Annotated in this window: 25 protein-coding genes; 5 read left to right on the top strand and 20 right to left on the bottom strand. The window is 74.4% G+C overall.

Annotation, left to right across the window (positions count from 1 at the left end; all coding sequences use genetic code 11):
• Positions 1 to 28: 28 nt before the first annotated feature.
• Both FS882_RS19260 and FS882_RS19255 read right to left on the bottom strand, forming a co-directional pair.
• Entirely contained in the window at positions 29 to 1,339 is a 1,311-nt protein-coding gene (locus tag FS882_RS19260) for an ABC transporter substrate-binding protein (RefSeq protein WP_158375607.1), read from the bottom strand.
• Positions 1,340 to 1,414: 75 nt separating this feature from the next.
• On the bottom strand, positions 1,415 to 2,458 hold the full coding sequence (locus tag FS882_RS19255; protein WP_187365386.1) for a LacI family DNA-binding transcriptional regulator: 1,044 nt from the start codon (positions 2,456 to 2,458) through the stop codon (positions 1,415 to 1,417).
• A gap of 381 nt (positions 2,459 to 2,839) precedes the next feature.
• Between FS882_RS19255 and FS882_RS19250 the strand changes: the two genes are divergently transcribed.
• The 3 genes from FS882_RS19250 to FS882_RS19240 all read left to right on the top strand — a co-directional run bounded on the left by FS882_RS19250 (position 2,840) and on the right by FS882_RS19240 (position 6,568).
• On the top strand, positions 2,840 to 3,844 hold the full coding sequence (locus tag FS882_RS19250) for a LacI family DNA-binding transcriptional regulator (RefSeq protein ID WP_158375603.1): 1,005 nt from the start codon (positions 2,840 to 2,842) through the stop codon (positions 3,842 to 3,844).
• Positions 3,845 to 3,971: 127 nt separating this feature from the next.
• Entirely contained in the window at positions 3,972 to 5,234 is a 1,263-nt protein-coding gene (locus FS882_RS19245) for a hypothetical protein (protein ID WP_158375600.1), read from the top strand.
• Between the two features lie 77 nt (positions 5,235 to 5,311).
• A complete protein-coding gene (locus FS882_RS19240; protein WP_158375599.1) occupies positions 5,312 to 6,568 on the top strand; it encodes a hypothetical protein in 1,257 nt (418 codons plus the stop codon).
• Between the two features lie 72 nt (positions 6,569 to 6,640).
• Here FS882_RS19240 and FS882_RS19235 read toward each other — a convergent pair whose 3' ends face one another.
• The 17 genes from FS882_RS19235 to rpmE all read right to left on the bottom strand — a co-directional run bounded on the left by FS882_RS19235 (position 6,641) and on the right by rpmE (position 21,313).
• Positions 6,641 to 7,903: an N-acetylglucosamine-6-phosphate deacetylase gene (locus FS882_RS19235; RefSeq protein WP_158375597.1), complete on the bottom strand. Its 1,263-nt coding sequence runs from the start codon at positions 7,901 to 7,903 to the stop codon at positions 6,641 to 6,643.
• A 121-nt stretch (positions 7,904 to 8,024) separates the two neighbouring features.
• Positions 8,025 to 8,720, bottom strand: a complete 696-nt coding sequence (nucS, locus tag FS882_RS19230; RefSeq protein WP_158375595.1) for an endonuclease NucS — start codon at positions 8,718 to 8,720, stop codon at positions 8,025 to 8,027.
• A gap of 18 nt (positions 8,721 to 8,738) precedes the next feature.
• Positions 8,739 to 9,161 (bottom strand): DUF2550 domain-containing protein, encoded by a 423-nt coding sequence (locus tag FS882_RS19225; protein WP_158375593.1) that lies wholly within the window; start codon positions 9,159 to 9,161, stop codon positions 8,739 to 8,741.
• A gap of 16 nt (positions 9,162 to 9,177) precedes the next feature.
• On the bottom strand, positions 9,178 to 9,459 hold the full coding sequence (locus tag FS882_RS19220; protein WP_158375591.1) for a F0F1 ATP synthase subunit epsilon: 282 nt from the start codon (positions 9,457 to 9,459) through the stop codon (positions 9,178 to 9,180).
• 65 nt (positions 9,460 to 9,524) lie between these two features.
• A complete protein-coding gene (gene atpD / locus FS882_RS19215; RefSeq protein ID WP_147795955.1) occupies positions 9,525 to 11,009 on the bottom strand; it encodes a F0F1 ATP synthase subunit beta in 1,485 nt (494 codons plus the stop codon).
• A 64-nt stretch (positions 11,010 to 11,073) separates the two neighbouring features.
• Positions 11,074 to 11,967, bottom strand: coding sequence for a F0F1 ATP synthase subunit gamma (locus FS882_RS19210; protein WP_158375589.1), 894 nt, complete (start codon positions 11,965 to 11,967; stop codon positions 11,074 to 11,076).
• Positions 11,968 to 11,970: 3 nt separating this feature from the next.
• Positions 11,971 to 13,599 carry a F0F1 ATP synthase subunit alpha gene (gene atpA, locus FS882_RS19205; RefSeq protein ID WP_158375587.1) on the bottom strand — a complete coding sequence of 543 codons (1,629 nt, stop codon included), beginning with the start codon at positions 13,597 to 13,599 and terminating at the stop codon, positions 11,971 to 11,973.
• 84 nt (positions 13,600 to 13,683) lie between these two features.
• Positions 13,684 to 14,496 (bottom strand): F0F1 ATP synthase subunit delta, encoded by an 813-nt coding sequence (locus FS882_RS19200; RefSeq protein ID WP_158375585.1) that lies wholly within the window; start codon positions 14,494 to 14,496, stop codon positions 13,684 to 13,686.
• Positions 14,496 to 15,080 carry a F0F1 ATP synthase subunit B gene (locus tag FS882_RS19195; protein ID WP_410053301.1) on the bottom strand — a complete coding sequence of 195 codons (585 nt, stop codon included), beginning with the start codon at positions 15,078 to 15,080 and terminating at the stop codon, positions 14,496 to 14,498. Before FS882_RS19195 ends, FS882_RS19200 begins: the two co-directional genes overlap by 1 nt.
• On the bottom strand, positions 15,077 to 15,331 hold the full coding sequence (gene atpE / locus FS882_RS19190; RefSeq protein WP_276509384.1) for an ATP synthase F0 subunit C: 255 nt from the start codon (positions 15,329 to 15,331) through the stop codon (positions 15,077 to 15,079). Before atpE ends, FS882_RS19195 begins: the two co-directional genes overlap by 4 nt.
• A 104-nt stretch (positions 15,332 to 15,435) precedes the next feature.
• On the bottom strand, positions 15,436 to 16,305 hold the full coding sequence (gene atpB, locus FS882_RS19185; RefSeq protein ID WP_410053300.1) for a F0F1 ATP synthase subunit A: 870 nt from the start codon (positions 16,303 to 16,305) through the stop codon (positions 15,436 to 15,438).
• Between the two features lie 41 nt (positions 16,306 to 16,346).
• Entirely contained in the window at positions 16,347 to 16,853 is a 507-nt protein-coding gene (locus tag FS882_RS19180) for a hypothetical protein (protein WP_158375583.1), read from the bottom strand.
• Entirely contained in the window at positions 16,850 to 18,235 is a 1,386-nt protein-coding gene (locus tag FS882_RS19175) for an MraY family glycosyltransferase (protein ID WP_316043657.1), read from the bottom strand. Before FS882_RS19175 ends, FS882_RS19180 begins: the two co-directional genes overlap by 4 nt.
• Positions 18,232 to 18,891 (bottom strand): L-threonylcarbamoyladenylate synthase, encoded by a 660-nt coding sequence (locus tag FS882_RS19170; RefSeq protein ID WP_262348417.1) that lies wholly within the window; start codon positions 18,889 to 18,891, stop codon positions 18,232 to 18,234. The genes FS882_RS19175 and FS882_RS19170 overlap by 4 nt, the downstream gene beginning before the upstream one ends.
• Positions 18,888 to 19,811, bottom strand: a complete 924-nt coding sequence (gene prmC, locus FS882_RS19165; RefSeq protein WP_158375633.1) for a peptide chain release factor N(5)-glutamine methyltransferase — start codon at positions 19,809 to 19,811, stop codon at positions 18,888 to 18,890. Before prmC ends, FS882_RS19170 begins: the two co-directional genes overlap by 4 nt.
• Before the next feature lie 44 nt (positions 19,812 to 19,855).
• Positions 19,856 to 20,947, bottom strand: a complete 1,092-nt coding sequence (prfA, locus tag FS882_RS19160) for a peptide chain release factor 1 (RefSeq protein ID WP_158375581.1) — start codon at positions 20,945 to 20,947, stop codon at positions 19,856 to 19,858.
• Positions 20,948 to 21,097: 150 nt separating this feature from the next.
• The gene (rpmE, locus tag FS882_RS19155) at positions 21,098 to 21,313 is read right to left on the bottom strand and encodes a 50S ribosomal protein L31 (protein ID WP_154731021.1); all 216 of its coding nucleotides are present in this window, start codon (positions 21,311 to 21,313) and stop codon (positions 21,098 to 21,100) included.
• A gap of 149 nt (positions 21,314 to 21,462) precedes the next feature.
• Here rpmE and FS882_RS19150 point away from each other — a divergent pair, with 149 nt between their 5' ends.
• Both FS882_RS19150 and FS882_RS19145 read left to right on the top strand, forming a co-directional pair.
• Positions 21,463 to 22,230: a hypothetical protein gene (locus FS882_RS19150; protein WP_158375579.1), complete on the top strand. Its 768-nt coding sequence runs from the start codon at positions 21,463 to 21,465 to the stop codon at positions 22,228 to 22,230.
• A 67-nt stretch (positions 22,231 to 22,297) separates the two neighbouring features.
• Positions 22,298 to 23,488, top strand: coding sequence for a glycosyltransferase family 4 protein (locus tag FS882_RS19145; RefSeq protein ID WP_262348416.1), 1,191 nt, complete (start codon positions 22,298 to 22,300; stop codon positions 23,486 to 23,488).
• Positions 23,489 to 23,732: 244 nt separating this feature from the next.
• On the opposite strand, the gene rho is transcribed toward FS882_RS19145, so the two are convergent.
• Complete coding sequence (gene rho, locus FS882_RS19140) at positions 23,733 to 25,835, bottom strand: transcription termination factor Rho (protein WP_158375575.1); 2,103 nt, start codon at positions 25,833 to 25,835, stop codon at positions 23,733 to 23,735.
• Between the last annotated feature and the right edge of the window lie 101 nt (positions 25,836 to 25,936).

Raw genomic sequence — 25,936 nt, 5'->3', positions numbered from 1 at the left:
ACCGCCGGCCCGGGCAGGGGGTGGGGGCTCAGCCCTCGAGCAGGTCCGTCTTGCCGTCCTGGTAGGCGGCGGACAGGCCATCCAGCACCTCGGACGGGGACTTCGACTGGTTGACCAGCGACTGCAGCTCGCTGACGATCACGTCGTAGTAGCCCGGGACCGGCCAGTCGGGGTAGAACGCCAGGCCGTCCTCGTCGAGGATCGACTCGAAGTTCTCGGTCATCTCCTTGGTCTTCTCGTCGGTGATCGACGAGGAGTCGCCGGCGACCGGCAGGCCGCCCTTCTGGCCGAGGATCTCCTGCACCTCGGGGCGCAGCGTGATGTCGATGAACTCGTACGCCAGATCCTTGTTGGCGGCGTTCTCCGGGACGACCCACAGGTTGCCGGAGGAGCCCGGGTGCATGGTGTTGTCCGGGAACAGCGCCTGGGTCCAGGTGAACGGGATCTCCTCGACCAGGCGGCCGAACCACCAGGAGCCGGAGACCATGATCGGGTAGGTGCCGTTGATGAACGACACGCCCATGTCCTCGGCGGTCAGCGCGGCCGAGTCGGACGCGATGTAGCCGGCCTTGATCCACTCGTCGAGCTTCTCGGTCGCCTGCGTGAACGCCTCGTTCTGGAAGTCGACGTCGTCGGCGAACAGCTGGTAGTCGTCGATCAGGTCGCGGTCGCCGTAGTGGAGCACCAGCTCGTACCAGAGCTGGCCGAGCGGGTACTCCGCGCCGGCCTCGGCGAGCGGGGTGATGCCGGCGGCCTTGAACGTGGCGAGCGCGGCCTCGAACTCCTCGAAGGTCGTCGGCTGCGCGATGCCCTGCGCGTCCAGCATGTCCTGGTTGTAGTAGACGCCGACGAACTCGCCGTAGTTCGGCACCCCGTACCAGTCGCCGGAGCCCATGAGGCCCTGCTCGTCGTACATCGCGGTCGTCTGGATCGAGTCGGGCAGGGTGTCCGCCCAGCCGCGCGAGTCGGCCTCCTCCGTCAGCGGGGTGATCAGGCCCTGCGAGGCGAGCTGGCCCGCGGTCGCGTTGCCCTTGTTGTACTCCATGACGTCCGGCACGTCGTCGCCGGTGAGGAAGATCTTCGCGTTCTTCTGGATCTGCTCGAACGTCTGGTTCTCGACGTTCACCGTGACGTCCGGGTTCTCGTCCTCGAAGATCTCGATGGCCTTGGCCCACGCCTGGCCCATCGCCGAGTCGTCGTTCTCGTAGTGCCAGACGGTCAGCGTGTCGCCCTCCGAGCCACCGCCCCCGCCGCTGCTGTCTCCGCCGCACGCCGCCAGGGCGAGCGGCAGGGCGAGCGCCAGGGCGCCGGCCACGTACCGCTTCCGCTGAGATGCCATCACACGTCCTCCTCGTCGAGTTCCTGCTGTGCTGCTCGGGGCCCGGCGGTCGCCGGCGCCCCGTCGTCGATCGGTCTAGGGGGTCCCGGCCCCGGCGAGCGCGTCGGCTCCGCGGGGCGCGGGTCCGGTGCTGCCGAGGTCCACGAGCCGGCACGGCTCCAGGACGGGCGCCGGCACCTCGCCGGTGCCGAGGAGGGCGAGCAGGGCGTCGACGCCCGCCCGCCCGAGCTGCGCGCCGGGGGCGTGCAGCGTCGTGAGCGGCGGCACCGTCTGCCCGGCGACCGCCGGGGACGACACCACCGCGAGCACGGACAGCTCCGCGGGCACGGCCACGCGGCGGACGGCGAGCTCGGCGGCCACGCCGAACGTCGCGTCCTCGTTCATGGTGATGACCGCCGTGGGCGCCGGGGTCGCGTCGAGCAGACCCGCCAGCGCGGCCCGGCCGCCCGCCACCGACTCCTCGGCGTACACCTGCACGGGGTCGAGGCCGCGGGCCAGCATCTCGGCCGTGTAGGCCGCGGCGGCGCGCACGGTCGGGCCGTGGCCCTCGGCGAGCCGGTGCTCCGCGTGGTTCACGAACGCGATCCGGGTGTGGCCGAGCCCCGCGAGGTGCGCGACGGCGTCGGCGAGCGTGGCGGCGAAGTCGACGTCCACGGTCGGCACCTCGGGGTCCGCCTCGTCCGCGGTCCGGCCGATGAGCGTCACCGGGACGCCGGCACCGCGGAGGGCGGCGACCCGGGCGTCCCAGGCGTGCACCTCCATGACCAGCACGCCGTCGGCCAGCCCGCGCCGCGCGACGTCGAGCACGCCGTCGGCGTCCTCGGCCGCGAACGGCCAGAGCACGAGCTGGTACCCGCGCTCCTGGGCGACCGTGGCCGCGCTGAGCACGAACTCGGCGGACGTCCGGCTGAGGCCCGAGTCCGCGACGGGGTAGGTGAGCGCGAGCACCCGGCTGCGGCGCGTGGCCAGGCCGCGGGCCAGGGCGTTGGGGCGGTAGCCGAGCTCGTCCATCACGGACTCGACCCGGGCGCGGGTCGCGGCGGACACGGGGCGGGCGCCGGTGAGGGTGGCCGACACGGTGGACAGCGCGACGCCGGCCCGGCGTGCCACGTCCTGCATCGTCACCATCGTCGTGCGGCCCTCTCCCTCGAGTGTCCGGCGGCACCTCGTCCGTGAGGTGTCGAAGCGCTTCGCGCGGTCGTCACTGTAGGCCCGTCCTAGCGGACGCGTCCAGTGCCTGATGTCTCGAATCGATCACGGTGCGTGTCGAATCGCTTCGATACTATGTGCGGCGCATCGTGGCACGTCAAGGCCCGTGATCGCGCGGATGCTCGCATCGAGCGCCGACACCGGACCTGACCAGCGTGATTACCATGTCGAATCGCTTGCACAGTGCGAAGCGCTTCGCTCCGGGCCCGCCGTGTGGCAGCCGCGACCGGTGCCGCCCACGGCCCCGCCCACCTGCGCACCGACACCCCGCACCCCCACTACCCTGGGCGGATGGCGACCATCGGGGACGTGGCCCGCGCGGCGGGGGTGTCCGTGTCGACCGTCAGCTACGTGCTGAGCGGCAAGCGCACCATCTCCGGCCCCACCCGCGACCGGGTGCAGCGCGCGATCGCCGAGCTCGGGTACCGCCCCCACGCCGGCGCCCGGGCCCTGGCGTCGAGCCGGAGCAACGTGATCGCCCTGATGGTGCCGTTCCGGCCGGGGATCAACGTGCAGATCATCATGCAGTTCGTCGGCGGCGTCGTGACCACCGCGCGCGAGCACGACCACGACGTCCTCGTGCTCACCCAGGACGACGCCCAGGGCATCGACCGGGTCGCGGCGAGCTCGACGGCCGACGCCCTGATCGTGATGGACATCGAGTCCGAGGACGCCCGGCTCCCCGCCCTGCGCGCGCTCGCCCTGCCGAGCATCCTCATCGGCGTCCCCGACGACACCACGGGCCTGAGCTGCGTGGATCTCGACTTCGCCGGGGCGGGTCGGCTGGCGGTCCGCGAGCTCGCCGCCCACGGCCATCGCCGGCTCGTCCTGGTGGGCGCGTCGCAGGACCGGCTCGACCACCGCGCCAACTACGCCGTGCGGATGCGGCAGGGCGTGCTGGAGCAGGCCGCCGCAGCCGGTGTCGAGGCCGCGGTCGTGCCCGCCGAGCCGACCTTCTCCGGCGGCGCCGCCGCGCTGGACGCCGTGCTCGCCGAGCACCCGGGGACGACCGGGCTCGTCGTGCACAACGAGGCGGCGCTCGGCGGGCTGCTCGCCCGGGCGGCCGAGCGCGGGCTCCGCGTGCCCGAGGACCTGTCCGTCGTCGCGGTCAGCCCGGCCGAGATGGCCGCGGGGCTGCCCGTGCCGGTGTCGCTCATCGAGGTGCCCGGCGAGCGGATCGGGCGGATCGCGGTCGAGATGGTGATGGCCCGCCTGTCCGGCGAGGACCTGGCGGAGACCCGCCTGGTCTCCCCCGCCTATGCCGACCACGGCAGCGTGGCGGCGCCCCGCGGCTGACCTGCCCGAACGCCCGGAACTGGCGTTGACACGGGCCCGTGCGGGTCCCCTAGCCTCGTCACCGTCGCCACCGCCCGGTGACGATCAGCCGCGCCGCACACCGACTCCGCCCCCGGAGGGTTCGCGCATGCGACGCACCACCAGGACCGCCGTCGGCCTGACCACCGCTGTGGTCATGGCAGTGACCACAGCGGGCACCGCCCAGGCGACCGACACATCCGCCCGTGAGGCCCGGCAGGCCGCCGACGCCACGACCGGGCTGCTGACCGAGATCACCCGCACCGAGTCCCTGCTGGGCGAAGCCGGACTCTCGCTGCTGGACTTCGCCGGCGTCGAGGAGAAGAGCCCGGAGTTCCTCGCCGAGCTCGAGCGGCTGCTCGACGACTGGGAGCCGGAACCGGCACCCGAGCCGGAGCCGGAGCCCGACGAGGCCCTTCGGTTCGACGCCCTCCCTCTGTGCTACCGGTGGTATCGGGACGGCAGGTTGGAGCAAGTGCCCTGCCCGATCACCACGCCCTCTGAGCAGGCCCCCCCGCCCGCTGAGCCCGACCGCACCTGCGACTTCTACACGGTCGACGGCGAGTGGATACCGATGCCCTGCCTCTCCGCTCTGGCAGCGGAACCTGCCACGACCGCGAGCGGGTCGGACGCCGCTCGGGCCGAGATGATCGCCCAGTGGCTCGCCCACGCGTACACGATGGCCGAGGTCAACTCCGCCCGCGACCGCGATGCGCGCGACATCGGCACCGAGACGGTCTACATGTACCTCTCGCACTACGTCGACCTGCCCCAGGACCCGACCCAGTACCCCGTCGACCACAACTCCAACGCGAACCGGTACGCCGCCTGGATCACCCCCGACGACCGCCGGGTGTTCGACCAGTACCTGCGCTACGACCGGCACGTCGAGATGGCGTACCAGGTCACCCAGCTCGGCGAGGCGCTGCGCGGTCTGACGGGCGTGCAGGGCGCGGCAAGACACGCGTGGCAGAACGCCCACAGGTGGGGCGCCAAGATCCTCGGCCTGACCTCCGTCGGATGGAACGCCGGAATCGACGGCGTCTCGGGACAGGAGGTGAAAGCAGTCCTCACCGACGCGTGGAACGCCACCGACGATCCCGAGGCGGCCATCCGCATGGTCGAGGAAGGGCTGAAGAGCCAGTACGGAACTGCGATCGGCACGAAGGAGATGACCGGTCTCATGCTGGCGGCGGCCGCGACAGTGGCCGGCGCGCCCGTCGGGCTCGTGGCCGCGCTAGTCACCACGTCGCTGACCGTGAGCCTCGCGAGGATGAAGGACGTCGTCGACCAGGCCATGCTGGCCGGCCTGCTCGCCACCGCCAGCAGCCGCGTCACCCTGCGCTACTTCCGTTCCATCGGGATGGACTGACGCAACGGGTGGTCGCTGCTCGCCCGGCCCGGCCCTCCCCGCGGGATCGCACGTGCGAGGAGGGCCGGGTACTGCTCGTGCTGGAGTCGGAACGGCTGCGGAGCCTGCGCCGCGCGCGCGTGCGCCTCGGCGCCGCGCTCCTGCTGTGCAGTGTCCTGTCGATCTCGTTCGCCCAGCTCTTCCTGCCTCGCGGCATCTCGCTCCGGACCGGCGGCGCGTCCGCTGAGTGGGCGATGTTCGCCGTCGCCGTCGCCGTCGTCCACCTCATCGCGGGCGGGCTCTTGGACTGGTGGTCCCGTGCTCGGTCACACGTCGTCGCCGGGTTCGCTCTCGCCGTGCTGGCGGCGTCGGCCGCCTGCACGGGCGCGTGCACGCTCGTGCTGATCGCCTTGGACCCGGACGACGGCCGGCAGCGCATCGAGCGCTGGTTCGGCCCTTCGCCGCCCAGGCATCCCCCCGCGGTCGGCCCTGAGACGGTGGCCGCTCTGCGCCCCGCGCTCGTCGTGCTGCTGCTCGTCGTCCTCCCGCTTCTCCTGACAGGGATCGGCGCCGTGCTGACCCGCCGGGATCGCCTGCGACTCGAGCGGCTCGAGGACGACGTCCGCCTGGCGGGGGGCGATCCGGCGCGCCCGCCGGGCTCCGGGAAGTCCAGCGCCGAGAACGCCGATCTCGCCCGGTGGGCGGCCGAGGCCCGGGCGCACGCGAACCGGGGGCCCCGGACACGGTTGGGAAGGCCGGTGGCGCGCGTCCGTACCCGGGTCCTCGTCGTGCTCGTCGCGCTCGTGACCCTGGCCGTCCACGTCCTCGCCATGCCGCGGGCGGCCGGGTTCCGGCCGGCAGACCTCGGCGGCACCGTCTACCTGCTGACGGCCGGGTTCACCGCGCTGGCCGCCTTCCTCATCCTGCACGGCTGGGCACGCAGCCGGTCGGCGTCCCGCCGGGGCCTCGTCGGCGCGCTGCTCGGCACGGCGACGATCGGGGCCGCCGGGTGGTGGCTCACGTCGTCCGTCATCGCGGGCGTCCACCTGCGGCCCGACGGGCTCGGCTACCTCGCCGACCCCGAGCTCGTGGCGGAGCTCGACTCGCTGTACGCCGCCCCGGCGCTGGTGGAGCACACGTCGTGGCAGCAGTCCGTGCTCCTGGCCCTGCCGTACCTGGTGCCCGTGGTGCTGGCCGCGTGGAGCGCGCGGCGCGACCGCCGGAACTGGGAGGCCCTGCGGCGGCGCGAGGACGAGACCCTCTCGGGCGCTGCGCCGGGCACGGTCGCCGGCGCGGGGGCAGCTCGGCGGGCTCCCGCCCAGCCTGCCGCCGACCCGTGGGAGGACGGCCGCTGACGGCGGGTCCCGGTCCCCCACCCACTCCCCTGGGCGAGGACGAACCGCCCTCTCCCCCCCGGGGCCACCACGTCAGGCCGTGACCAGCCGCCCCGCGCGGTACACCGCGACCGGCGCCAGGTCCTCGTCCGTCACGACCACGTCCGCCCGGCGACCGACCGCCAGCGCCCCGAGGTCCGGCCGGCCGAGGACCTCCGCGGGCGTCGTCGCCGCGGCGCGCACCGCGGCCACCAGCCCGATCCCGGCACCGACCACCGTCCGCACGACGTCCAGCAGGTGCGCCGTGCCGCCCGCGATCGCGCCCGCCGAGCCGTCCTCGGCCAGGATGCGCGCGACCCCGCCGCCCACCCGGACCGCCATCGGGCCGAGCCGGTAGTCGCCGTCCGCCATGCCCGCCGCGGCCATCGCGTCGGTGACCAGCGCGATCGAGCCCGGGCCGACCAGGTCGAAGACGGCCCGCACGGTGCCGTCGGCCAGGTGGGTGCCGTCCGCGACCAGCTCGACCACCAGGTCCCCGCGCGCGGCGGCGGCCAGGCAGGCGGCGATCGGGCCGGGGTCGCGGTGGTGCAGCGGGCGCATGCCGTTGAACAGGTGCGTGGCGGTGGGGCGCGGCGACCGGCCCGGCGCGCCCAGGCGCCCGGTCAGCAGGGCCCGCGCCCGGTGCACCGCGACGTCCACCTGCTCGGCGGCCGCGTCGGTGTGCCCGACCGACGGCACCGCGCCACCGGCGACCAGGGCCGCGAGCACGTCCCCGCTCCCGGCACCGGCGCCGTCCGCGACGCCCGGGACCTCCGGCGCCACCGTCATCGTCACCAGGTGCCCCCGCGCCGCCGCGACCAGGTCGGCCACCAGCGCCGGGTCGCCCGGCAGCATGTCCGCCGGGTTCTGCGCCCCGCACCGGTCGGCGGACAGGAACGGCCCCTCCGCGTGGATGCCGACCAGGTCGCCGGACTCGACCAGGTCGGCGAGCAGGGCGGCGCGGGCCAGCAGCACGTCCCGGGGCGCCGTGACCAGCGAGGCGACCAGGCTCGTCGTGCCGTGCCGCAGGTGCTCGCGCACGGCGACCAGCGCCTCGTCGCGGGTCGTCGCGTCGGGGAAGCTCGACCCGCCGCCGCCGTGGTCGTGCAGGTCGACGAGGCCGGGGAGCAGGGTCGTCCCGGGTGCCGGGGCGGGCGGGACCTCGTCGGCCCAGCGCCCGGGGACCTGCGCCGCGGGTCCGACCCAGGCGATGCGGCCCTCGGCGAGCACGACGGCCCCGTCGGGCACGACCTCGGTCGGCGTCACCACCTCCCCGCGCAGGACGACGGCGGCGGTGGCGGTGTCGGCGGTGGTCACGGCCCCATCATGGCGCACGTCCCGCGCCCCGCGGGGCCACCTGGAGTGGCGACGGGTGGAGTGTCTCGCCCGACACGCCCCGGCGTGTCCGGCCGAACGCTCCGCACCAGCGGGAACCCCGTCAGAACAGCCGGGAGTCCACGTCGTCGACGCCGCGCATGGCGTCGTAGTCCAGCACCAGGCACGCGATGCCGCGGTCCGTCGCGAGGACGCGCGCCTGCGGCTTGATCTCCTGCGCCGCGAACACGCCCCGCACCGGCGCGAGCAGCGGGTCGCGGTTGAGCAGCTCCAGGTAGCGGGTCAGCTGCTCGACGCCGTCGATGTCGCCGCGTCGCTTGATCTCGACCGCCACCGTCGCGCCGGCCGCGTCCTTCGCGAGGATGTCGACCGGGCCGATCGCGGTCGGGAACTCCCGGCGCACCAGCGTGTGGCCCGCGCCGAGCACGTCGATCTGCGCGGCCATGAGCTCCTGCAGGTGCGCCTCGACGCCGTCCTTGATCAGCCCCGGGTCGACGCCCAGGTCGTGGTCGGAGTCGTGCAGCACCTCGTGCACCTCGATGACCAGGCGGTCGTCGCTCTTGGTGTGCTGGACGGTCCACACCTGGGCCACGCCCCGCTCGAGCGCCTCGCCGGCGGCCTCCTCCGTGCGGAGCGTGCACGGCGGGCTCATCCAGTTCAGCGGCTTGTACGAGCCGCCGTCGGAGTGCAGCAGCACCGAGCCGTCCGCCTTGACCACGACGAGGCGGGTGGCCAGGGGCAGGTGGGCGTTGAGCCGGCCGCTGTACCGGGCCGAGCAGCGCGCGACGAGCAGGCGCATGGGGTGGGACCTCCGCGGTCAGATGACGTGGTGCGCGACCGGCGGGGCGGCCTCCAGCCAGGACGTGAGCCCGGCGTACGCCTCGGGCGTCATGACGAGCTCGACCTCCTCGGCGCCGCGCGGTCCGCCCACGCGGCACCGCACGAGGTACGGCCCGCCGACCACCGTAGCGTCCATCGCGGTGCGCTCCAGGACCTCCATGCCGCCCCGGGACCAGACCTGCTCGGGGCGCGGCGCGAGCGACCGGAGCCGCCACCAGTACAGGTGCCGGGCGCCGTAGTGCGCGATGCCACGCGACCAGCGGCCGCGCACCCGCAGGGCGCACCGGAACGACCCGACCCGCCGGGTCAGGCTGCTCCACCGGGACAGCCCGAGGCCCACGACCACGAGCGCGGCCACGACGAGCAGCAGCGCGAGGAACGCGATCTGGTGCCCGGTCACGGCCTGCCCGCCGACGTCAGCGGCCGGACGTGCCGGAGGCCACCGCCTCGGCCGCGTCGACGACGACGGTCACCTGGTCGCCGTCGACGGAGAGGAAGCCCCCCTCGACGGTCCACCGGTGGACGGACCCGCCGGCCTCGATCACCCGGACCTCCCCGCGCCGGAGCACGGAGAGGACCGGGGTGTGCCCGGCCAGGATGCCGATCTCGCCGTCCGAGGCGGGCGCGCTCACCTGACGCGCGTCGCCGGACCAGATGGTGCCGTCGGTGTCGACGAGGTCGACCTCGAGCTGGGCCATGGGACGAGAACCTCCTGGAAGGGGGTGGATCGGGGTCGTGCGGGGTGGAGCGACGGGCGTCCGTGTCAGACGCCGTACTCCTTCTGGATGCGGGCCCAGTTGCGCTCGAGGTCCTCGAGGCCGCCGATGTTGAAGAAGGCCTGCTCCGCGATGTGGTCGAACTCGCCGTCGGCGATCTTCGCGAACGCCTCGACGGTCTCGGACACCGGGACCGTGGAGCCCACGACGCCGGTGAACTTCTCCGCCATGTAGGTGTTCTGCGAGAGGAACTGCTGGATGCGGCGGGCGCGCGCGACGACCGTCTTGTCCTCCTCCGACAGCTCGTCGACACCGAGGATCGCGATGATGTCCTGGAGCTCCTTGTTGCGCTGCAGGATCGACTTCACGCGGGTGGCGACGTCGTAGTGCTCCTGGCCCACGTACCGCGGGTCGAGGATGCGCGAGGTCGACGCCAGCGGGTCCACCGCGGGGTACAGACCGCGGGACGCGATCTCGCGGGAGAGCTCCGTCGTCGCGTCGAGGTGCGCGAACGTCGTGGCCGGGGCCGGGTCGGTGTAGTCGTCGGCCGGCACGTAGATCGCCTGCAGCGAGGTGATCGAGTGGCCGCGGGTCGAGGTGATGCGCTCCTGCAGGAGGCCCATCTCGTCGGCGAGGTTCGGCTGGTAGCCCACCGCGGACGGCATGCGGCCGAGCAGCGTGGAGACCTCGGAGCCGGCCTGCGTGAACCGGAAGATGTTGTCGATGAACAGCAGCACGTCCTGCTTGGCGACGTCGCGGAAGTACTCCGCCATCGTCAGGGCCGACAGGGCGACGCGCAGACGCGTGCCCGGCGGCTCGTCCATCTGGCCGAAGACGAGGGCGGTCTTGTCGAAGACGCCCGCCTCCTCCATCTCGACGATGAGGTCGTTGCCCTCGCGGGTGCGCTCGCCGACGCCGGCGAACACGGACACGCCGCCGTGGTCCTGCGCGACGCGCTGGATCATCTCCTGGATGAGGACGGTCTTGCCGACGCCCGCACCGCCGAACAGGCCGATCTTCCCGCCGAGCACGTACGGCGTCAGCAGGTCGATGACCTTGATGCCGGTCTCGAACATCTGGGTCTTCGACTCGAGCTGGTCGAACGCCGGCGCCTTGCGGTGGATCGGCCAGCGCTCGGTGACCTCGAACGTCTCGCCCTCGGCGAGGTTCAGCACCTCACCGGTCACGTTGAAGACGCGGCCCTTGGTGACGTCGCCGACCGGCACCGAGATCGGCGCGCCGGTGTCGGTGACCTGGGCGCCGCGCACGAGGCCGTCGGTGGGCTTCAGCGCGATCGCGCGCACCAGCGAGTCGCCGAGGTGCTGCGCGACCTCGAGCGTCATGTCGAACCCGCCGGACTCCTCGCCCTCGCCCTGCGACGACAGGTCGATGTGGACGGTCAGCGCGTTGTAGATGTCGGGGATCTGGTCCGCGGGGAACTCGATGTCCACGACGGGCCCGATCACACGGGCGACGCGGCCCACGCCCGGCGTGGCCGTGGAGTCCTTCGCGTCGACGGTGGTCGCGGTCATGTCTGCCTGCCTTCGGTCGTCCGCCGGTGTCCGGCGGGCTGGTTCGGGTCGTGCGTCGGGCGGTTCAGGAGGCGAGCGCGTCGGCGCCCGACACGATCTCGCTGATCTCCTGGGTGATCTCGGCCTGGCGGGCCTGGTTCGCCAGCCGCGTGTACGTGCGGATGAGGTCCTCGGCGTTCTCCGTCGCGGTGTGCATCGCACGCTGCCTCGCGGCGAGCTCCGAGGCCGCGGCCTGCAGCAGGCACGCGAAGATCCGCGTGCGCACGTACCGCGGGAGCAGCGCGTCCAGCACCTCGGCCGGGTCCGGCTCGAAGTCGTACAGCGGGAGCGCCTCGTGCTCGCCGGCGGGCGCGACGCCCTCGACGACCTCGAGCGGCAGCATCCGGATGACCTGCGGGCGCTGGCTCACCATGTTGACGAACTGCGTCGACACGATGTGCAGCTCCCCCACGCCGCCGTCCGCCGGCGCGGCGTCGAAGGCCTCGAGCAGCGTGCTCGCGATCTCCTCCGCCAGATCGGACGTCGGGGCGTCGGACTGGCCGGTCCACACGGCCGCGAGCTCGCGCTGGCGGAACCGGTAGTAGGACTCGGCGCGGCGGCCGCTGACGTACAGTGCGACCTCCTTGCCCTCCCCCTCGAGCCGCTCGATCAGCCGCTCGGTCTCGCGGATGACGGACGCCGAGTAGGCGCCCGCCATGCCGCGGTCCGAGGCGATGAGCAGCACGGCGACGCGGTTGGTGTCGTCGCGCTCCGCCAGCAGCGGGTGCGAGACGTCCGAGTGCGTCGCGACCGCCGAGACCGCCCGCGTGATCGCGCGGGCGTACGGCGACGCGGCGGCCATCCGGTCGCGGGCGCGCCCGATGCGGGACGCCGCGATCAGCTCCTGCGCGCGGAACATCTTCTTCAGCGACTGGGTCGACCTGATCCGCTGCCGGTAGACCCGCTGCTGTCCGGCCACGCGTCAGGCCTTCTTCTGCCGGACGATCTGCTCCTGCTCGACCGGCGTCTCGTCCTCGGGCTGCTCGGCGCCGACCAGCGCCGTGCCGTCACCCTTGAGGAAGCCGTGACGGAACTCGTCGACGGCGGCGGACAGCTTGTCCTCCAGGTCGTCGCCGAGCTTGCCCGTCTCCGCGATCGTGCTGAGCACGTCCGTGTTGCGGCGCAGGTGGTCCAGCAGCTCCGACTCGAACCGGCGGACGTCCTCCACCGGCACGTCGTCCAGCTTGCCCTTGGTGCCGGCCCAGATCGACGCCACCTGCTCCTCGACCGGGAACGGCGAGTACTGGGGCTGCTTGAGCAGCTCCATCAGGCGGGCGCCCCGGGTCAGCTGCGCGCGGGACGCGGCGTCCAGGTCGGACGCGAACATCGCGAACGCCTCGAGCGACCGGTACTGCGCCAGGTCGAGCTTCAGCGTGCCGGAGACCTGCTTCATCGCCTTGACCTGCGCGGCACCACCGACGCGGGACACCGAGATGCCGACGTCGACGGCGGGGCGCTGGTCCGCGTTGAACAGGTCGGACTGCAGGAAGATCTGGCCGTCGGTGATGGAGATGACGTTGGTCGGGATGTACGCCGAGACGTCGTTGGCCTTGGTCTCGATGAACGGCAGGCCGGTCATCGAGCCGCCACCGAGCTCGTCGGACAGCTTCGCGCAACGCTCCAGCAGGCGGGAGTGCAGGTAGAACACGTCGCCCGGGTACGCCTCGCGGCCCGGCGGGCGGCGCAGCAGCAGCGACACGGCGCGGTACGCCTCGGCCTGCTTCGACAGGTCGTCGAACACGATGAGGACGTGCTTGCCGCCGTACATCCAGTGCTGGCCGATGGCCGAGCCGGTGTAGGGGGCGAGGTACTTGAAGCCGGCCGGGTCGGACGCCGGGGCCGCGACGATCGTCGTGTACTCCAGGGCACCGGCCTCCTCGAGCGCGCCGCGCACGGCCGCGATCGTGGAGCCCTTCTGGCCGATGGCGACGTAGATGCAGCGGACCTGCTGCTGCGGGTCGCCCGTCTCCCAGTTGGCCTTCTGGTTGAGGATCGTGTCGATCGCGATCGCGGTCTTGCCGGTCTGGCGGTCGCCGATGACGAGCTGCCGCTGGCCGCGGCCGATCGGGATCATCGAGTCGATCGCCTTGATGCCGGTCTGCAGCGGCTCGTGCACCGACTTGCGGGCCATGACGCCCGGCGCCTGCAGCTCGAGGGCGCGGCGCGCCTCCGGCTCGATCGCGCCCAGGCCGTCGATCGGCTGACCCAGCGGGTCGACCACGCGGCCGAGGAAGGCGTCGCCGACCGGGACGGACAGGACCTCGCCCGTGCGGCGGACCTCCTGACCCTCCTCGATGCCGGTGAACTCGCCGAGGACGATGACGCCGATCTCGCGGACGTCGAGGTTGAGCGCGAGGCCCAGCGTGCCGTCCTCGAAGCGGAGCAGCTCGTTGGCCATCGCGCCCGGCAGGCCCTCGACCCGGGCGATCCCGTCGCCGGCCAGGGTGACCCGTCCGACCTCCTCGGCGGCGGCGCCGGTGGGCTCGTACGTCGTGACGAAGCTGTCCAGCGCGGCGCGGATGTCCTCCGGCCGGATCTGCAGCTCGCTCATGGCATCTCTCCTGTCGTGCAGCACGCCCGCGGCATGCGGTACCACGTGGGTGAACTGGTCGTTGACGGCGGGCCGTCGGGCCCGTCAGCTGGCAAGTCGTCGGCGTGCGTCCGCCAGCCGTGCGAGCACGGTCGCGTCGATCACCTCGGGGCCGACCTGCACGCGCAGGCCGCCCAGGACGTGCGGGTCCACGAGGACCTGCACCTGGATCTCGCGCCCGTAGGCGCGACCGAGGATCTCGGCGAGCCGCGCCCGCTGGGCGGGGCCCAGGTCGGCCGCGGTGGTGACCGTGGCGACCGTGCGGCTCCGGCGCTCGGCGATCAGGTCGCCGAGGTGCCCGAGGGTCGCGACGTACCGGCGGCCGCGCGGCGCCACGGCCGCCCGGCGCGCGAGCACCTGCGTCACGCGGGCGCCCGTGCCGTTCAGCAGGCGGTCGACGAGCTGGCCGCGCGCCTCGGCGTGCAGCGTGTCGTCGTACAGCCGGCGGCGCACCTCGCGCTGCCCGGCGAGCGCGCGGCCGATCCGGAACAGCTCCTCCTGGACCTGCCCGATCGTGCCGTCCGCCTCCGCCGAGGCGAGCACGGCCGAGAAGGCCAGCTGCTCGGCGGCGTCGGCGAGGTCGCCCTCCTCCGACCACCGCGCCCGCACGAGCCCCTGCGCGGCCTCGGCCGCGCGGGGGTCGGCGCCGGCCAGCAGCCGGGTCACGAGCGCGGCCTTGGCCTCGCCCGCGGCCGACGGGTCGGTGAGGGTGCGCCGCAGCGAGCCGGACGAGTCCAGCGCGTCGACCAGCGCGAACAGCTGCTCTCCGAGCAGCAGCCCCTCGGCGCCGGCCGTGCGCAGCACCGGCTCGAACCGGCCCTCCGCGGCGGCCAGCGACGCCCGGCTCGTCCCTCGCATCAGTTCCCCTTACCCGCGGTGGCGGTGGTCTGCGCGTCCAGGTCGTCGAGGAACCGCTCGACGACGCGCGAGCGACGCGCCTCGTCCTCCAGCGACTCGCCGACGATCTTCGACGCGAGCTCGGTGGCCAGGGAGCCGACGTCCGCACGCAGCTGCACGGCGGCCTGCTGGCGCTCGGCCTCGATCTGGCGCTGGGCCGTCTCGGCGATCCGCGCCGCCTCGGCGGTGGCCTTCTCGCGCGCCTCGGCGACGATCTGGCCGGCCTCGGAGCGCGCGTCCTCGCGGATGCGCGCCGCCTCGGCGCGGGCGTCCTGGAGCTGCTGCTCGTACTCCGCCTTCGCGGCGGCAGCCTCCTCCTGCGCGCTGGCGGCCTTCGCGAGACCGCCCTCGATCTTCTCGGTCCGCTCGTCGAGCACCGCCTGGAACTTCGGCAGCACAAGCTTGTAGAAGACGACGCCGATCACGATCAGGACGACCGACGACCACAGGATGTCGTAGCCCGCGGGGATGAGCAGGCGCCAGCCCTCGACCTCTTCGGTCTCCGCGGCCAGGATGCTCGCCGCGGGGAGCGCGGCGGTGATCACGAGAAGAGGAAGCCGGTGATCAGGCCGAGGAGGCCGAGGACCTCGACGAAGCCGATACCGATGAACATGGTGGTCCGGAGCTGGCCGGCGACCTCGGGCTGGCGCGCCATGCCCTCGACGGTCTTGCCGATCAGGATGCCGAGGCCGATGCCCGGGCCGAGAACCGCGAGGCCGTAGCCCACGGTCGCGATGTTGCCCGAGATGGCGTTCTCGGCCGCAAGGATGACGCTGGGGTCCGCGAGAAGAGACACGCTGTGCTCGTTCCTTCCGTTTGGCCGCCGACCGGTCGGCCGGCGGTCGTCTGGTGACGAGGGCCCGTCGAGGCCCCCGTGGGGGTGGTGCTGGTCAGATCAGGTCAGTGCTCGTCCTCGATGGACTGGCTCAGGTACACGGCCGTCAGGACGACGAAGATGTAGGCCTGCAGCGCGGCGACGAACACCTCGAACAGGGTGATCGCGAAGCCGCCCGCGAGGGTCAGCGCGCCGAAGGGCTTCAGGCCGCCGCTCGCCTCGAACAGCAGGAACTGGGTGGCCGAGAAGCAGAGCACCAGCATCAGGTGCCCGGCGACCATGTTGGCCATGAGCCGGATCGCCAGCGTGACGGGCCGCAGGACGAACACCTGCAGGAACTCCACCGGCGCCAGCAGGATGTACAGCGGCCACGGCACGCCCGGGGGGAACAGGCTGGTCTTGAGGAAGCCGCCCACGCCGTGCGCCTTGACGCCGGCGCCCAGGTACATCACGTAGACCCAGAGGGCCAGCATGACCGGCAGGCCGATCAGCGAGGTGCCCGCGATGTTGAGGAACGGGATCACGCCCGTGATGTTGAAGGCGAAGATCGCGAAGAAGATCGTCGTCAGGAGCGCGACGTACTTCGGCGCCTTCTCCTTGCCGAGGATGTCCTGGGCGACGTTGATCCGGACGAAGTCGAGCAGCATCTCGGCCATGTTCTGGCCGCGGCGCGGGACCAGGCGCGCCCGGCGCGCGGCGATGACCATGACGGTCAGCAGCACCGCGACCGCGACGAAGCGCACGACCTGGATGCGGTTGATCTCGAAGATCGTGCCCTCGAACCAGATGGCGGGAGGGAAGAACTCGGCGATCGACGGCTTGTGGAACCCGGACTCGCCTTCGGCAGCGAGCGGCAGGATCGTCGCAAGGCTGGACAGAGCAGTCTCCTGTAGGTCGAAGGCTCGCGGCGTCGGGTGCCTCGAGGTGCGGGTCACCGCGCCGGGACCCGGCCGTCGTGGGTGGTTCGGCTGGAAGCCTAGCCTACGGAACGGGTCGACCCGTCCGGCTCGTCCCCATTCGGGACCTTCGACCCAGCACCAGTGGGCGACACATAGGGGACCCTGCCCCGCGCGACCGCCCGGTAGTCGAGCAGCGCGGAGCCGATGACGGCGACCGCCACGACCACGGCGAGCACGTACCGGTCGTAGAAGTCCATGCCGCGCAGCACCGCGAGCACCACGATCACGACCACGAGCTTGCCCAGCCAGGTGCCCATGATGACGGCCATCATCCGGCCCGGGGCCGACGCGTCCGTCTTCAGCATCGACAGCGTCGTCGTCCCGGAGAACACCAGCGCGATGGCCGCGCCGATCAGGGCGCCCCAGACGCCGGGCAGGCCGGCGACCAGCCAGCCCACCGCGACGCCGAGGACGGTCACGCCGGCGACGAGCCAGATCATGTCGCGCAGCGCGCGGCGGAACACGGCGGCCACCTCGGGGCTGTCCCCGCGGCGGGGGGTCGGCTCGGCGGTGGGGTCGGTCATCGGTCCGTCCTCGGGTCGGCGTCGTGCAGGGCGTCGGTCAGGCGGGTCAGGGGGTGCGCGGCGGCGGGTCCGGCGGCGGCGCGGCCGCCGGGGAGGGCGTGACCGCCGGCGACGGCGGGCCCGGCGGACGGGGCGTGCCAGGCGTGGCGGCGCGCGTCCGCGGCGTGCCGGGCCGCGGCGGCGCGGTGCTCGACCGCGGGGTGGGGCCCGGGTGCCGGTCCGGCCGGGGGCGTCGGCTCGGGTCCGGCCGGCGGGCGGAGGCCGGGTCCGCCGCCGGGGGTGCCGCCGCCTGCGGTGCTGCGGCCGCGCAGCGGGCCGAGGGTCAGCGCCAGCGCGGCCAGCACGCCGACGGCGAGGCCGATGAGGACCGCGGTCGTGGAGAACCAGACGAGCGCGGTGGCGGCACCGGCGAACACGAACGTCCACACGTACAGGATGATCACGGCGCGCCGGTGCGAGTGGCCCAGCGCCAGCATCCGGTGGTGCAGGTGCATCCGGTCCGGGTGGAACGGCGACTTGCCCGAGCCGACCCGGCGGATCACCGCGAGCCCCATGTCCAGCAGCGGCAGCAGCAGCACCGCCAGCGGCAGCAGGATCGGCAGGAACGCGGGGAACGACTGCCGGGTCGAGGCGACCGCCGGGTCGATCTGCCCCGTCACCTGGATGCCCGCAGCGGCGATGACCAGGCCGATCAGCATCGAGCCGGAGTCGCCCATGAAGATGCGCGCCGGGTTGAAGTTGTGCGGCAGGAAGCCCAGGCACGCCCCGACCAGCAGCGCGACGACGAGGGTGGCGAGGTTCGAGTAGTCGCCCGGGCTCGCCTCGCGGGTCAGCTGGTACGAGTACAGGAAGAAGCCGGCGCCGCCGATCGCGATCAGCCCGGCCGCCAGCCCGTCCAGCCCGTCGACGAAGTTGACGGCGTTCATCGCGACGACGACCACCAGCACCGTCAGCCCGAGCCAGATCCGGTCCGAGCCGAGGACCACCCCGTCGATCGGCAGCTGGTAGAGCTGCACGCCCATCGACGCCATCACGAACGCGGCGAGCACCTGGCCCACCAGCTTCGTCATCCAGTCCAGGTCCCAGATGTCGTCGGCGACGCCCAGGGCGCACACGATGGTGGCGGCGGCCGCGATGCCGATGATCGGCTCCGGGCGGTCGAAGACGTCGCCGAGGAACGGCAGCTGGCTCGCCATCAGCAGGCCGACCATGATCCCGGCCCACATCGCCAGCCCGCCGAGGCGGGGCGTCGGGATGGAGTGCACGTCCCTGCTCCGCACGGCCGTGATCGCGCCCCAGCGGAGCGCGCACCACCGCGCCAGCGGCGTCAGCACGTAGGTCGCCGCCGCGGCGATCAGCAGGAGCAGGAGGTACGCCCTCACCGGCCGGCGTCACCCTCCCGGACGGGGGCGACCTCGCGGAGGCGCTCCAGGGAGATGGCGCCCTGCCGGACCACGCGCAGCTCGTCGCCGGTGGCGTCCACGATCGTCGAGGCGACCTGCCCCGGGGTGCGGCCGCCGTCCAGGTACGTCTGCACGCGGTCGCCGAGCTGCTCGTAGGCCTCGCCCACCTCCAGCGCCGACGGCTGGCCCGTGCGGTTCGCGCTGGACACCGCCATGGGGCCGGTGCGACCGAGGAGCGCGAGCGCGACCGGGTGGTCCGGCACCCGCAGGGCGACCGTGCCGTGCGTCTCGCCCAGGTCCCAGGCCAGCGACGGCTGCGCGACCAGGATGATCGTCAGGCCGCCCGGCCAGAACGCCTCCGCGAGGTCGCGCGCCGCGGGGGGCACGCCCATGGCCAGGCCGTCCATCGTGCGCGCGTCCGGCATCAGCACCGGCGGCGGCATCTGGCGGCCGCGACCCTTCGCGGCGAGCAGCGCGTTCACCGCCGCCGGCGTGAAGGCGTCGGCGCCGATCCCGTACACCGTGTCGGTCGGCAGCACGACGAGACCGCCGCGGGAGACGGTGTGCACGGCGGCGTCGAGGGCGGGGCCCCAGGTCGCGGGGTCGGTGGCGTCCAGCACGGCGTCGGCAGTCACGGCTGCGAGTCTCCCACGCCCGGCTGGGCGTCCGGACGCGGCTCGCTGGCGGTGACCTCGGCGGCACGCCGCCGGGCGACGAGCATCCGGGGCCGGCCGGTCAGGTCCGGGCGGGACGCGACCGCCTCGAACGCGCCGGTCGCCTCCGCGGCGGCGCGCGCCGCGGCGTCCTGGACCTCGGCGTGCTCCATCACGAGGAGCCCGCCGGGCACCAGCAGGCGCGCGGCGGCGGCCAGCACCGCGCGCGGCACCTCCAGCCCGTCCGCCCCGCCCCCGTACAGCGCCAGGTCGGGGTCGTGGTCGCGGACCTCGGGATCGACGGGCACCGCGTCCGGCGGGATGTACGGCGGGTTGGACACCACCACGTCGACCGTGCCGTCCAGGTCCGCCAGCAGGGCGGCGTCGCGGACGTCGCCGAGCTCCACCCGGACCCCGGCGGCGCCCACCCGCTCGCCGTTGGCCCGCGTGAGCGCCACGGCGGCCGGGGACGCGTCGACCGCGGCCACCCGCGCCTCCGGGACCTCGGTCGCCAGGGACAGCGCGATGCCGCCCGCGCCGCAGCACAGGTCGACGACGACCGGGGACCGGCCCTCGGTGGCGAGGCGGGCGGCCTCGTCGATCCCGACCTGCGCGACCGTCTCGGTCTCGGGCCGCGGCACGAACACGCCGGGCTCGACGCGCAGCGTGAGGTAGCGGAACACCGTCGACCCGACGATGTGCTGCAGCGGCTCGCGCCGGCGGCGCCGGTCGACCAGGCCCGCGTACTCCTCCGTGAACCCCTCCGGCACGGGCGGCGCCAGCACCAGGTCCAGGCGCGGCAGCCCGAGCGCGTGCGCGGCCAGCTCGGTGGCGTCGTGCCGCGGCGAGCCGACCCCCGCCTCGGTGAGCACCCGGGTGGCGGCGTCCACGAGCACGCGCATGGTCGGCGCGCCGGAGCCCGCGGCGGGCGCCGGGCCCGGGGCCGTCACCGCTCCCCCGCGGCGGCCAGCCGGGCGGCCTCGTCGGCGTCGACCGCCGACTGCACGACCGGGCCGAGATCGCCGTCGAGCACCGCGTCCAGGTTGTACGCCTTGTAGCCGGTGCGGTGGTCGGCGATCCGGTTCTCCGGGAAGTTGTACGTGCGGATGCGCTCGGAGCGGTCCACCGTGCGCACCTGCGACCGCCGGGCCTCGCTGGCCGCGGCGGCGGCCTCCTCCTGGCGGGCGGCCAGCAGCCGGGCGCGCAGCACGCGCATGGCCTGCTCGCGGTTCTGCAGCTGCGACTTCTCGTTCTGCATCGACACCACGATGCCCGTCGGCAGGTGGGTGATCCGCACCGCCGAGTCGGTCGTGTTCACCGACTGCCCGCCGGGGCCCGAGGACCGGTACACGTCGATCCGCAGCTCGTTCGGGTCGATCTCGACCTCGCCCTCGTCCTCCACCTCGGGGAAGACCAGCACACCGGCCGCCGACGTGTGGATGCGGCCCTGCGACTCGGTGACGGGCACCCGCTGCACGCGGTGCACGCCGCCCTCGTACTTCAGGCTCGCCCAGACGCCCTCGGCCGGGTCGGTGACCGCGCCGCGGGCCTTGATCGCGACCTGCACGTCCTTGTAGCCGCCCAGGTCGGACTCCGTCGACTCGAGCGTCTCGGCCCTCCAGCCCCGGCGCTCGGCGTACCGCAGGTACATCCGCAGCAGGTCGCCGGCGAACAGGGCGGACTCCTCGCCGCCCTCGCCGGCCTTGATCTCCAGGATCACGTCGCGGGCGTCGTCGGGGTCGCGCGGCACCAGCACCCGGCGCAGCTTCTCCGCCGCCTGCTCCTCGGCCTCCGCCAGCGCCGGCAGCTCGGCGGCGAACGCGGCGTCGTCCTGCGCGAGCTCGCGCGCGTCCGCCAGGTCCTCCGCCGCCGCCCGCCACGCGCCGTGCGCCTGCGCGACCCGGCCGAGCTCGGCGTACCGCCGGCCGAGGGTGCGGGCCAGCGCCTGGTCGGCGTGCACCGCCGGGTCGGCGAGCTGCTGCTCGATCCGCGCGTGCTCGTCGAGCAGCGGGCGGGCGGCCGCGAACGGGTCGGTCATCGCGGGGATCTCCTGGGGGGCGGGCGCCGCGGCGCGGGGCGTCGCCGGTCGCCCGGCGGCCTGCGGGGACGGCGGACCCGGCCCCGGACACGCGAAGACGCCGGTGCCCGGCGGTCCTCGGGGGACCGCCGCGCACCGGCGTCAGGACGGCTAGTTCGCCGAGCGCTTGCCGTAGCGCGCCTCGAACCGGGCCACGCGGCCGCCGGTGTCGAGGATCTTCTGCTTGCCCGTGTAGAACGGGTGGCAGGCGCTGCAGACGTCGGCGCGGATCTCGCCGGAGGTCTCGGTGGAGCGCGTGGTGAACGTGTTGCCACAGGTGCAGGTCACCTGGGTCACCACGTACTCGGGGTGGATGTCAGTCTTCACAGGTGTTCTCCTCGGGTTGGGCCTCCGGGTCGTGCGCGCGAGCCGCGCACGTGAACCGCAGACCGACGGAACAGTCTGCCAGAACAGCGGGCGGGGCGGAAATCTTCCCGGCTCGCGGACGCCACCGCGCCGACCTAGCGTCGACGGCGATGAGCACGCGACGCGCCCCGCTGACCCTGTCCGCCCTGGCCGCCACGGCCCTGCTCCTCGCCGGCTGCGGCGGCGAGGACGACCTGGCGTCCGGCACCCCGACGGTCACCGCACCGGCCACCACGCCCGCGGCACCCTCCCCCGGCTCCCCCGGCGGCACGCCGCAGCCGAGCGCCCCCGCGACCGGCTGCACCGGGACCGGCGGCGTGGCTCCCGCCACCGCGGCCACCGTCGGGACGATCGACCTCGACGGAGACGGCGCGGGCGACGAGCTGTGGATCGCGGACGACGCGGGCGCCCGCACCGTCGGCGTCACCACGGCGGGAGGGGCGACGCTCAGCCACCCGATCGACCTCGCCGGCCCCGCCGGCGCCACCGCGTTCGCGCTGCGCCCCGACCCTGCCGGGCCCGCGATGGTCCTGGTCTCCGACAACCGGGTCGCCGACCTCCTCGTCGTGCAGGACTGCGCGCTGGTCGACGCCACCGACACCCGCGGCGAGCCGTGGCAGTTCGACCAGGGCTTCGCCGGCCAGGGCACCGGCGTCGGCTGCGTCGACCTCGACGGCGACGGCACCCTCGACCTCGTCGGCCTGAACCTGGTGGACGACACCGTGACGCGCACCCGGATCCGGGTCGACGGGACCGTGGCGTCGGCCGGGGCGTCGGACCAGGTGTCCGCCGGCACCGACGCCGCGCGGGCGTCGGCCCGGGCGATCACCTGCGGCGACCGCACGCTGGCCGCCGACGGGGTGCACGAGCCCGCCTGAGGCGGCGCGGGTCGCCCGGCGTCGACGCCGGGGCCGGGCCCGGGGCGGCACCCCTACGATGGCGCGCATGCTCCGCATCGGCCTGGTGATCGACGACGGCCTCGACAAGCCGGACGGGGTGCAGCAGATCGTGCTCACGCTCGGTCGGCGGCTCGCCGCCCTCGGCCACGAGGTGCACTACCTCACCTCCACCACCGAGCGCACGGACCTGCCGCACCTGCACGTGCTGGGGCGCACCGTCTCCGTGCGGTTCAACGGCAACCGGCTGCGCAGCCCGCTGCCCGCCCGCCGCGGCGACGTCCGCCGGCTGCTCGCCGAGGTCCCGTTCGACGTCCTGCACGTCACCATGCCGTACAGCCCGCTCCTCGCCGGACGGGTGGTCTCCGCGGCGTCGCCGCGCACCGCCGTCGTCGGGCAGTTCGTGATCTACCCGCAGGACCGGGCGACCCGGTGGGGCATCCGGGCCCTCGGCCTCCTGGAGCGGCGGCGGCTGCGGCGGTTCGACGCGATCAGCGCGCTGTCCGAGGCGGCGCGGGAGTCCGTGCGGGAGGGCTACGGGCGGGACGACGCGCCGATCATCGGCGGTCCGGTGGAGCTGGGCGGGCCCGGTGGGCGGGTCGGGCCGGGCACGCCGGGCGGCACCGTGGAGCCGGGCGAGCCCGGGGACCCGGGCGGCCCCGGGGACCGCCCCGTGCGGATCGTGTTCCTCGGTCGGCTGGTCGAGCGCAAGGGGCCGCGCGAGCTGCTCGCCGCCGTCGCCGCGATGCCGGCCACCCGCCCGTGGACGCTCACCCTCGCCGGCCGCGGCCCCCTCCTGGAGGACCTGCGCGAGCGCGCCCGCGCCGCGGGGATCGCCGACCGGGTCGACTTCCCGGGCTTCGTCGCCGAGGAGGACAAGGCCGGCCTGCTCGCCGGCGCGGACGTCGTCGCCCTGCCGTCGACCGGCGGCGAGAGCTTCGGCATGTCGGTCGTCGAGGCCCTGGCCGACGCCGGCGGTGTCGTGCTCGCCGGCGACAACCCCGGCTACCGCACCCCGATGGCGGGCCTGGAGGACCAGCTCGTCGACCCCCGGGACACCGCGACGTTCGCCCGGACCCTGGCGCGCTGGGTCGACGACCCCGGGGCACGGGCGGCGGCCCGCGCGCCCCAGCGCGTCGCGGCGCAGCGGTTCGAGGCCGGCGAGATCACCGCCCGGACGCTGGCCTGGTACGAGGCGGCGATCGCCGCCCGCCGCTCCGGCGCCCGCGCCCCGCGCTGACGCGCACGCCCGCACGCCCGCCGCACCCCGCGCCCTCCTGCGCGCCTGGCGCCCTCCCCGCGCCCTCCGCGCGCGCACCCCGCGCCCTCCCCGCACGCATCTCGCCGAGTCTCCACTTCTCGCCTGTGTCCGACAGTCCCGGCACAGGCGACAAACGGAGACTCGGCGTCCGGGCCGCCGGGGGCGCCGGGGGACGCGCGACGGGGCGGCACCCCCGGAGGGTGCCGCCCCGTGAGGTGCGTGGTCAGACGATCGCGCGGGTCTGGGCCTCGTCGTGGTGACCGTGGCCGTTCTGCGCCGGGGTCGTCTTCTGGACCTGGAGCAGGAACTCGACGTTGCTCTTGGTCTCGCGGAGCTTGCCGAGCAGCAGCTCGATCGCCTGCTGCTGGTCGAGCGCCCCCATGACGCGGCGGAGCTTCCAGATGATCTTGAGCTCGTCCGGGGCGATGAGGATCTCCTCGCGGCGGGTGCCGGACGCGTTGACGTCCACCGCCGGGAAGATCCGCTTGTCCGCGAGCGACCGGGAGAGCCGGAGCTCCATGTTCCCGGTGCCCTTGAACTCCTCGAAGATGACCTCGTCCATCTTGGAGCCGGTCTCCACCAGCGCCGAGGCGAGGATCGTCAGCGAGCCGCCGTGCTCGATGTTGCGCGCGGCGCCGAAGAACCGCTTCGGCGGGTAGAGCGCCGAGGCGTCCACGCCGCCGGACAGGATGCGCCCGGAGGCCGGGGCCGCCAGGTTGTACGCGCGGGACAGCCGGGTCAGCGAGTCGAGCAGCACCACGACGTCCTGGCCGAGCTCGACCAGGCGCTTGGCGCGCTCGATCGCCAGCTCGGCAACCATGGTGTGGTCCGAGGCGGGGCGGTCGAAGGTCGAGGCGATGACCTCGCCCTTCACGGTCCGCTCCATGTCCGTGACCTCCTCGGGGCGCTCGTCGACGAGCACGACCATGAGGTGGACCTCGGGGTTGTTCGCGGTGATCGCGTTGGCGATCTGCTGCATGATGATCGTCTTGCCGGCCTTCGGGGGCGCGACGATGAGGCCGCGCTGGCCCTTGCCGATCGGGGCGACGATGTCGATGACCCGGGGCGTCAGGTGGTTCGACTCGTTCTCGAGGCGGAGCCGGTCCTGCGGGTACAGGGGCGTCAGCTTGGTGAACTCGGGGCGGGTGCGCGCCTGCTCGGGCGCCATCCCGTTGACGGTGTCGAGCCGCACGAGCGCGTTCGCCTTGTTCGGCCGGCCGGCGCCGCCCTGGCCCTGCGGCTCGCCCTCGCGGGGAGCGCGCACGGCACCGGTGATCGCGTCGCCGCGACGCAGGCCGGCCTTGCGGACCTGCGCGAGCGGCAGGTACACGTCGTTCGGGCCGGGCAGGTAGCCGCTGGTGCGGACGAAGGCGTAGGAGTCCAGCACGTCGAGGATGCCGGCGACCGGGACGAGGACGTCGTCCTCCGCGATCTCCACCTCCTCGTACGGCAGGTCGCCCACGCCGCCGCGCTGACCGCGCCCGCGCTTGCGGCCGTCGCGGTCGCGGTACCGGTCGCGCGAGCGCCGGCGGCGACCGCCGCGCTCGTCGTCGTCCTGGCCGGCGTCCTGCTCGGACGCCTGGCCGGCCGGACGCTGCTGGTCCTGCTGCGGGCGCTGGCGCTGGCCGTCGGGCTGCTGCTCGCGCCGCTCGCCACGCTCCGGGCGGTCGCCGCGCTCGCCCCCGGAGGTGGGGCCCTCGGGCAGCGTCACGTCGACCGTGGGCGCCCCCGCGCCGCGGCCCGCGCGACGGGAGCGGCGCTCGCCGGTGACGGTGCCGACCGCGTCGGCCGCGCGCGCGGCGCGGTCGTCCGCCTGGTGCCGGGAGTCGAGCGAGCGCTCGACGGCCTCGAGGCCGGCCAGCACGTCGACGACGCGCCCGCGCCCCTCGGCGGACCCGTCGGCGGCCGGGGCGGACGCCTCGGGCGCGGCGGCCTCGGCGCGCCCGGAGCGGCGGCGCTGCCCGCGGGGCGCGGCGTCGTCGGCCGGGGCGCTCGCGGCCGGCGCGGTGCGCTCGGACGGCGCGGTGCTCCCGGCCGGGGTGGTGCTCGCGGCCGGCGCGGTGGTCTCGGCGGCCGGCGCGGAGTCGGCGCGGCCCGCGTCGCGCGTCGCGGCACGGCGGGTGCGGCCCGCGGGGCGCTCGCCGCCGCCGGCGCGCTTGGCCTGGATGGCGTCGACCAGGTCGCTCTTGCGCATCCGGGACGTCCCGGTCACGCCGAGCTCGGCCGCCAGGGCCTGGAGCTCCGGCATGCGCATGGCGGACACGGCGCCACCACGGGCGGAGCCGCCGGAGGCGCTGCTCACGGCCGGCTCGATGGTGTCTGTCACGAAGGACCCTTCCCCCTCGTCGGGGACCGCCGCCCACGGTCGGGGCGCGCGGTCCGCGTCCGGCCCCGTCTCGGGGCCGTCGCGTCGGTGAAGCCGCACGG

This window comes from Cellulosimicrobium cellulans (genome assembly GCF_007679345.1).
Classification (GTDB): domain Bacteria; phylum Actinomycetota; class Actinomycetes; order Actinomycetales; family Cellulomonadaceae; genus Cellulomonas; species Cellulomonas cellulans_A.
The sequence above is the reverse complement of the archived record's forward strand: the minus strand, read 5'-3'. Positions and strand labels throughout refer to the sequence as shown.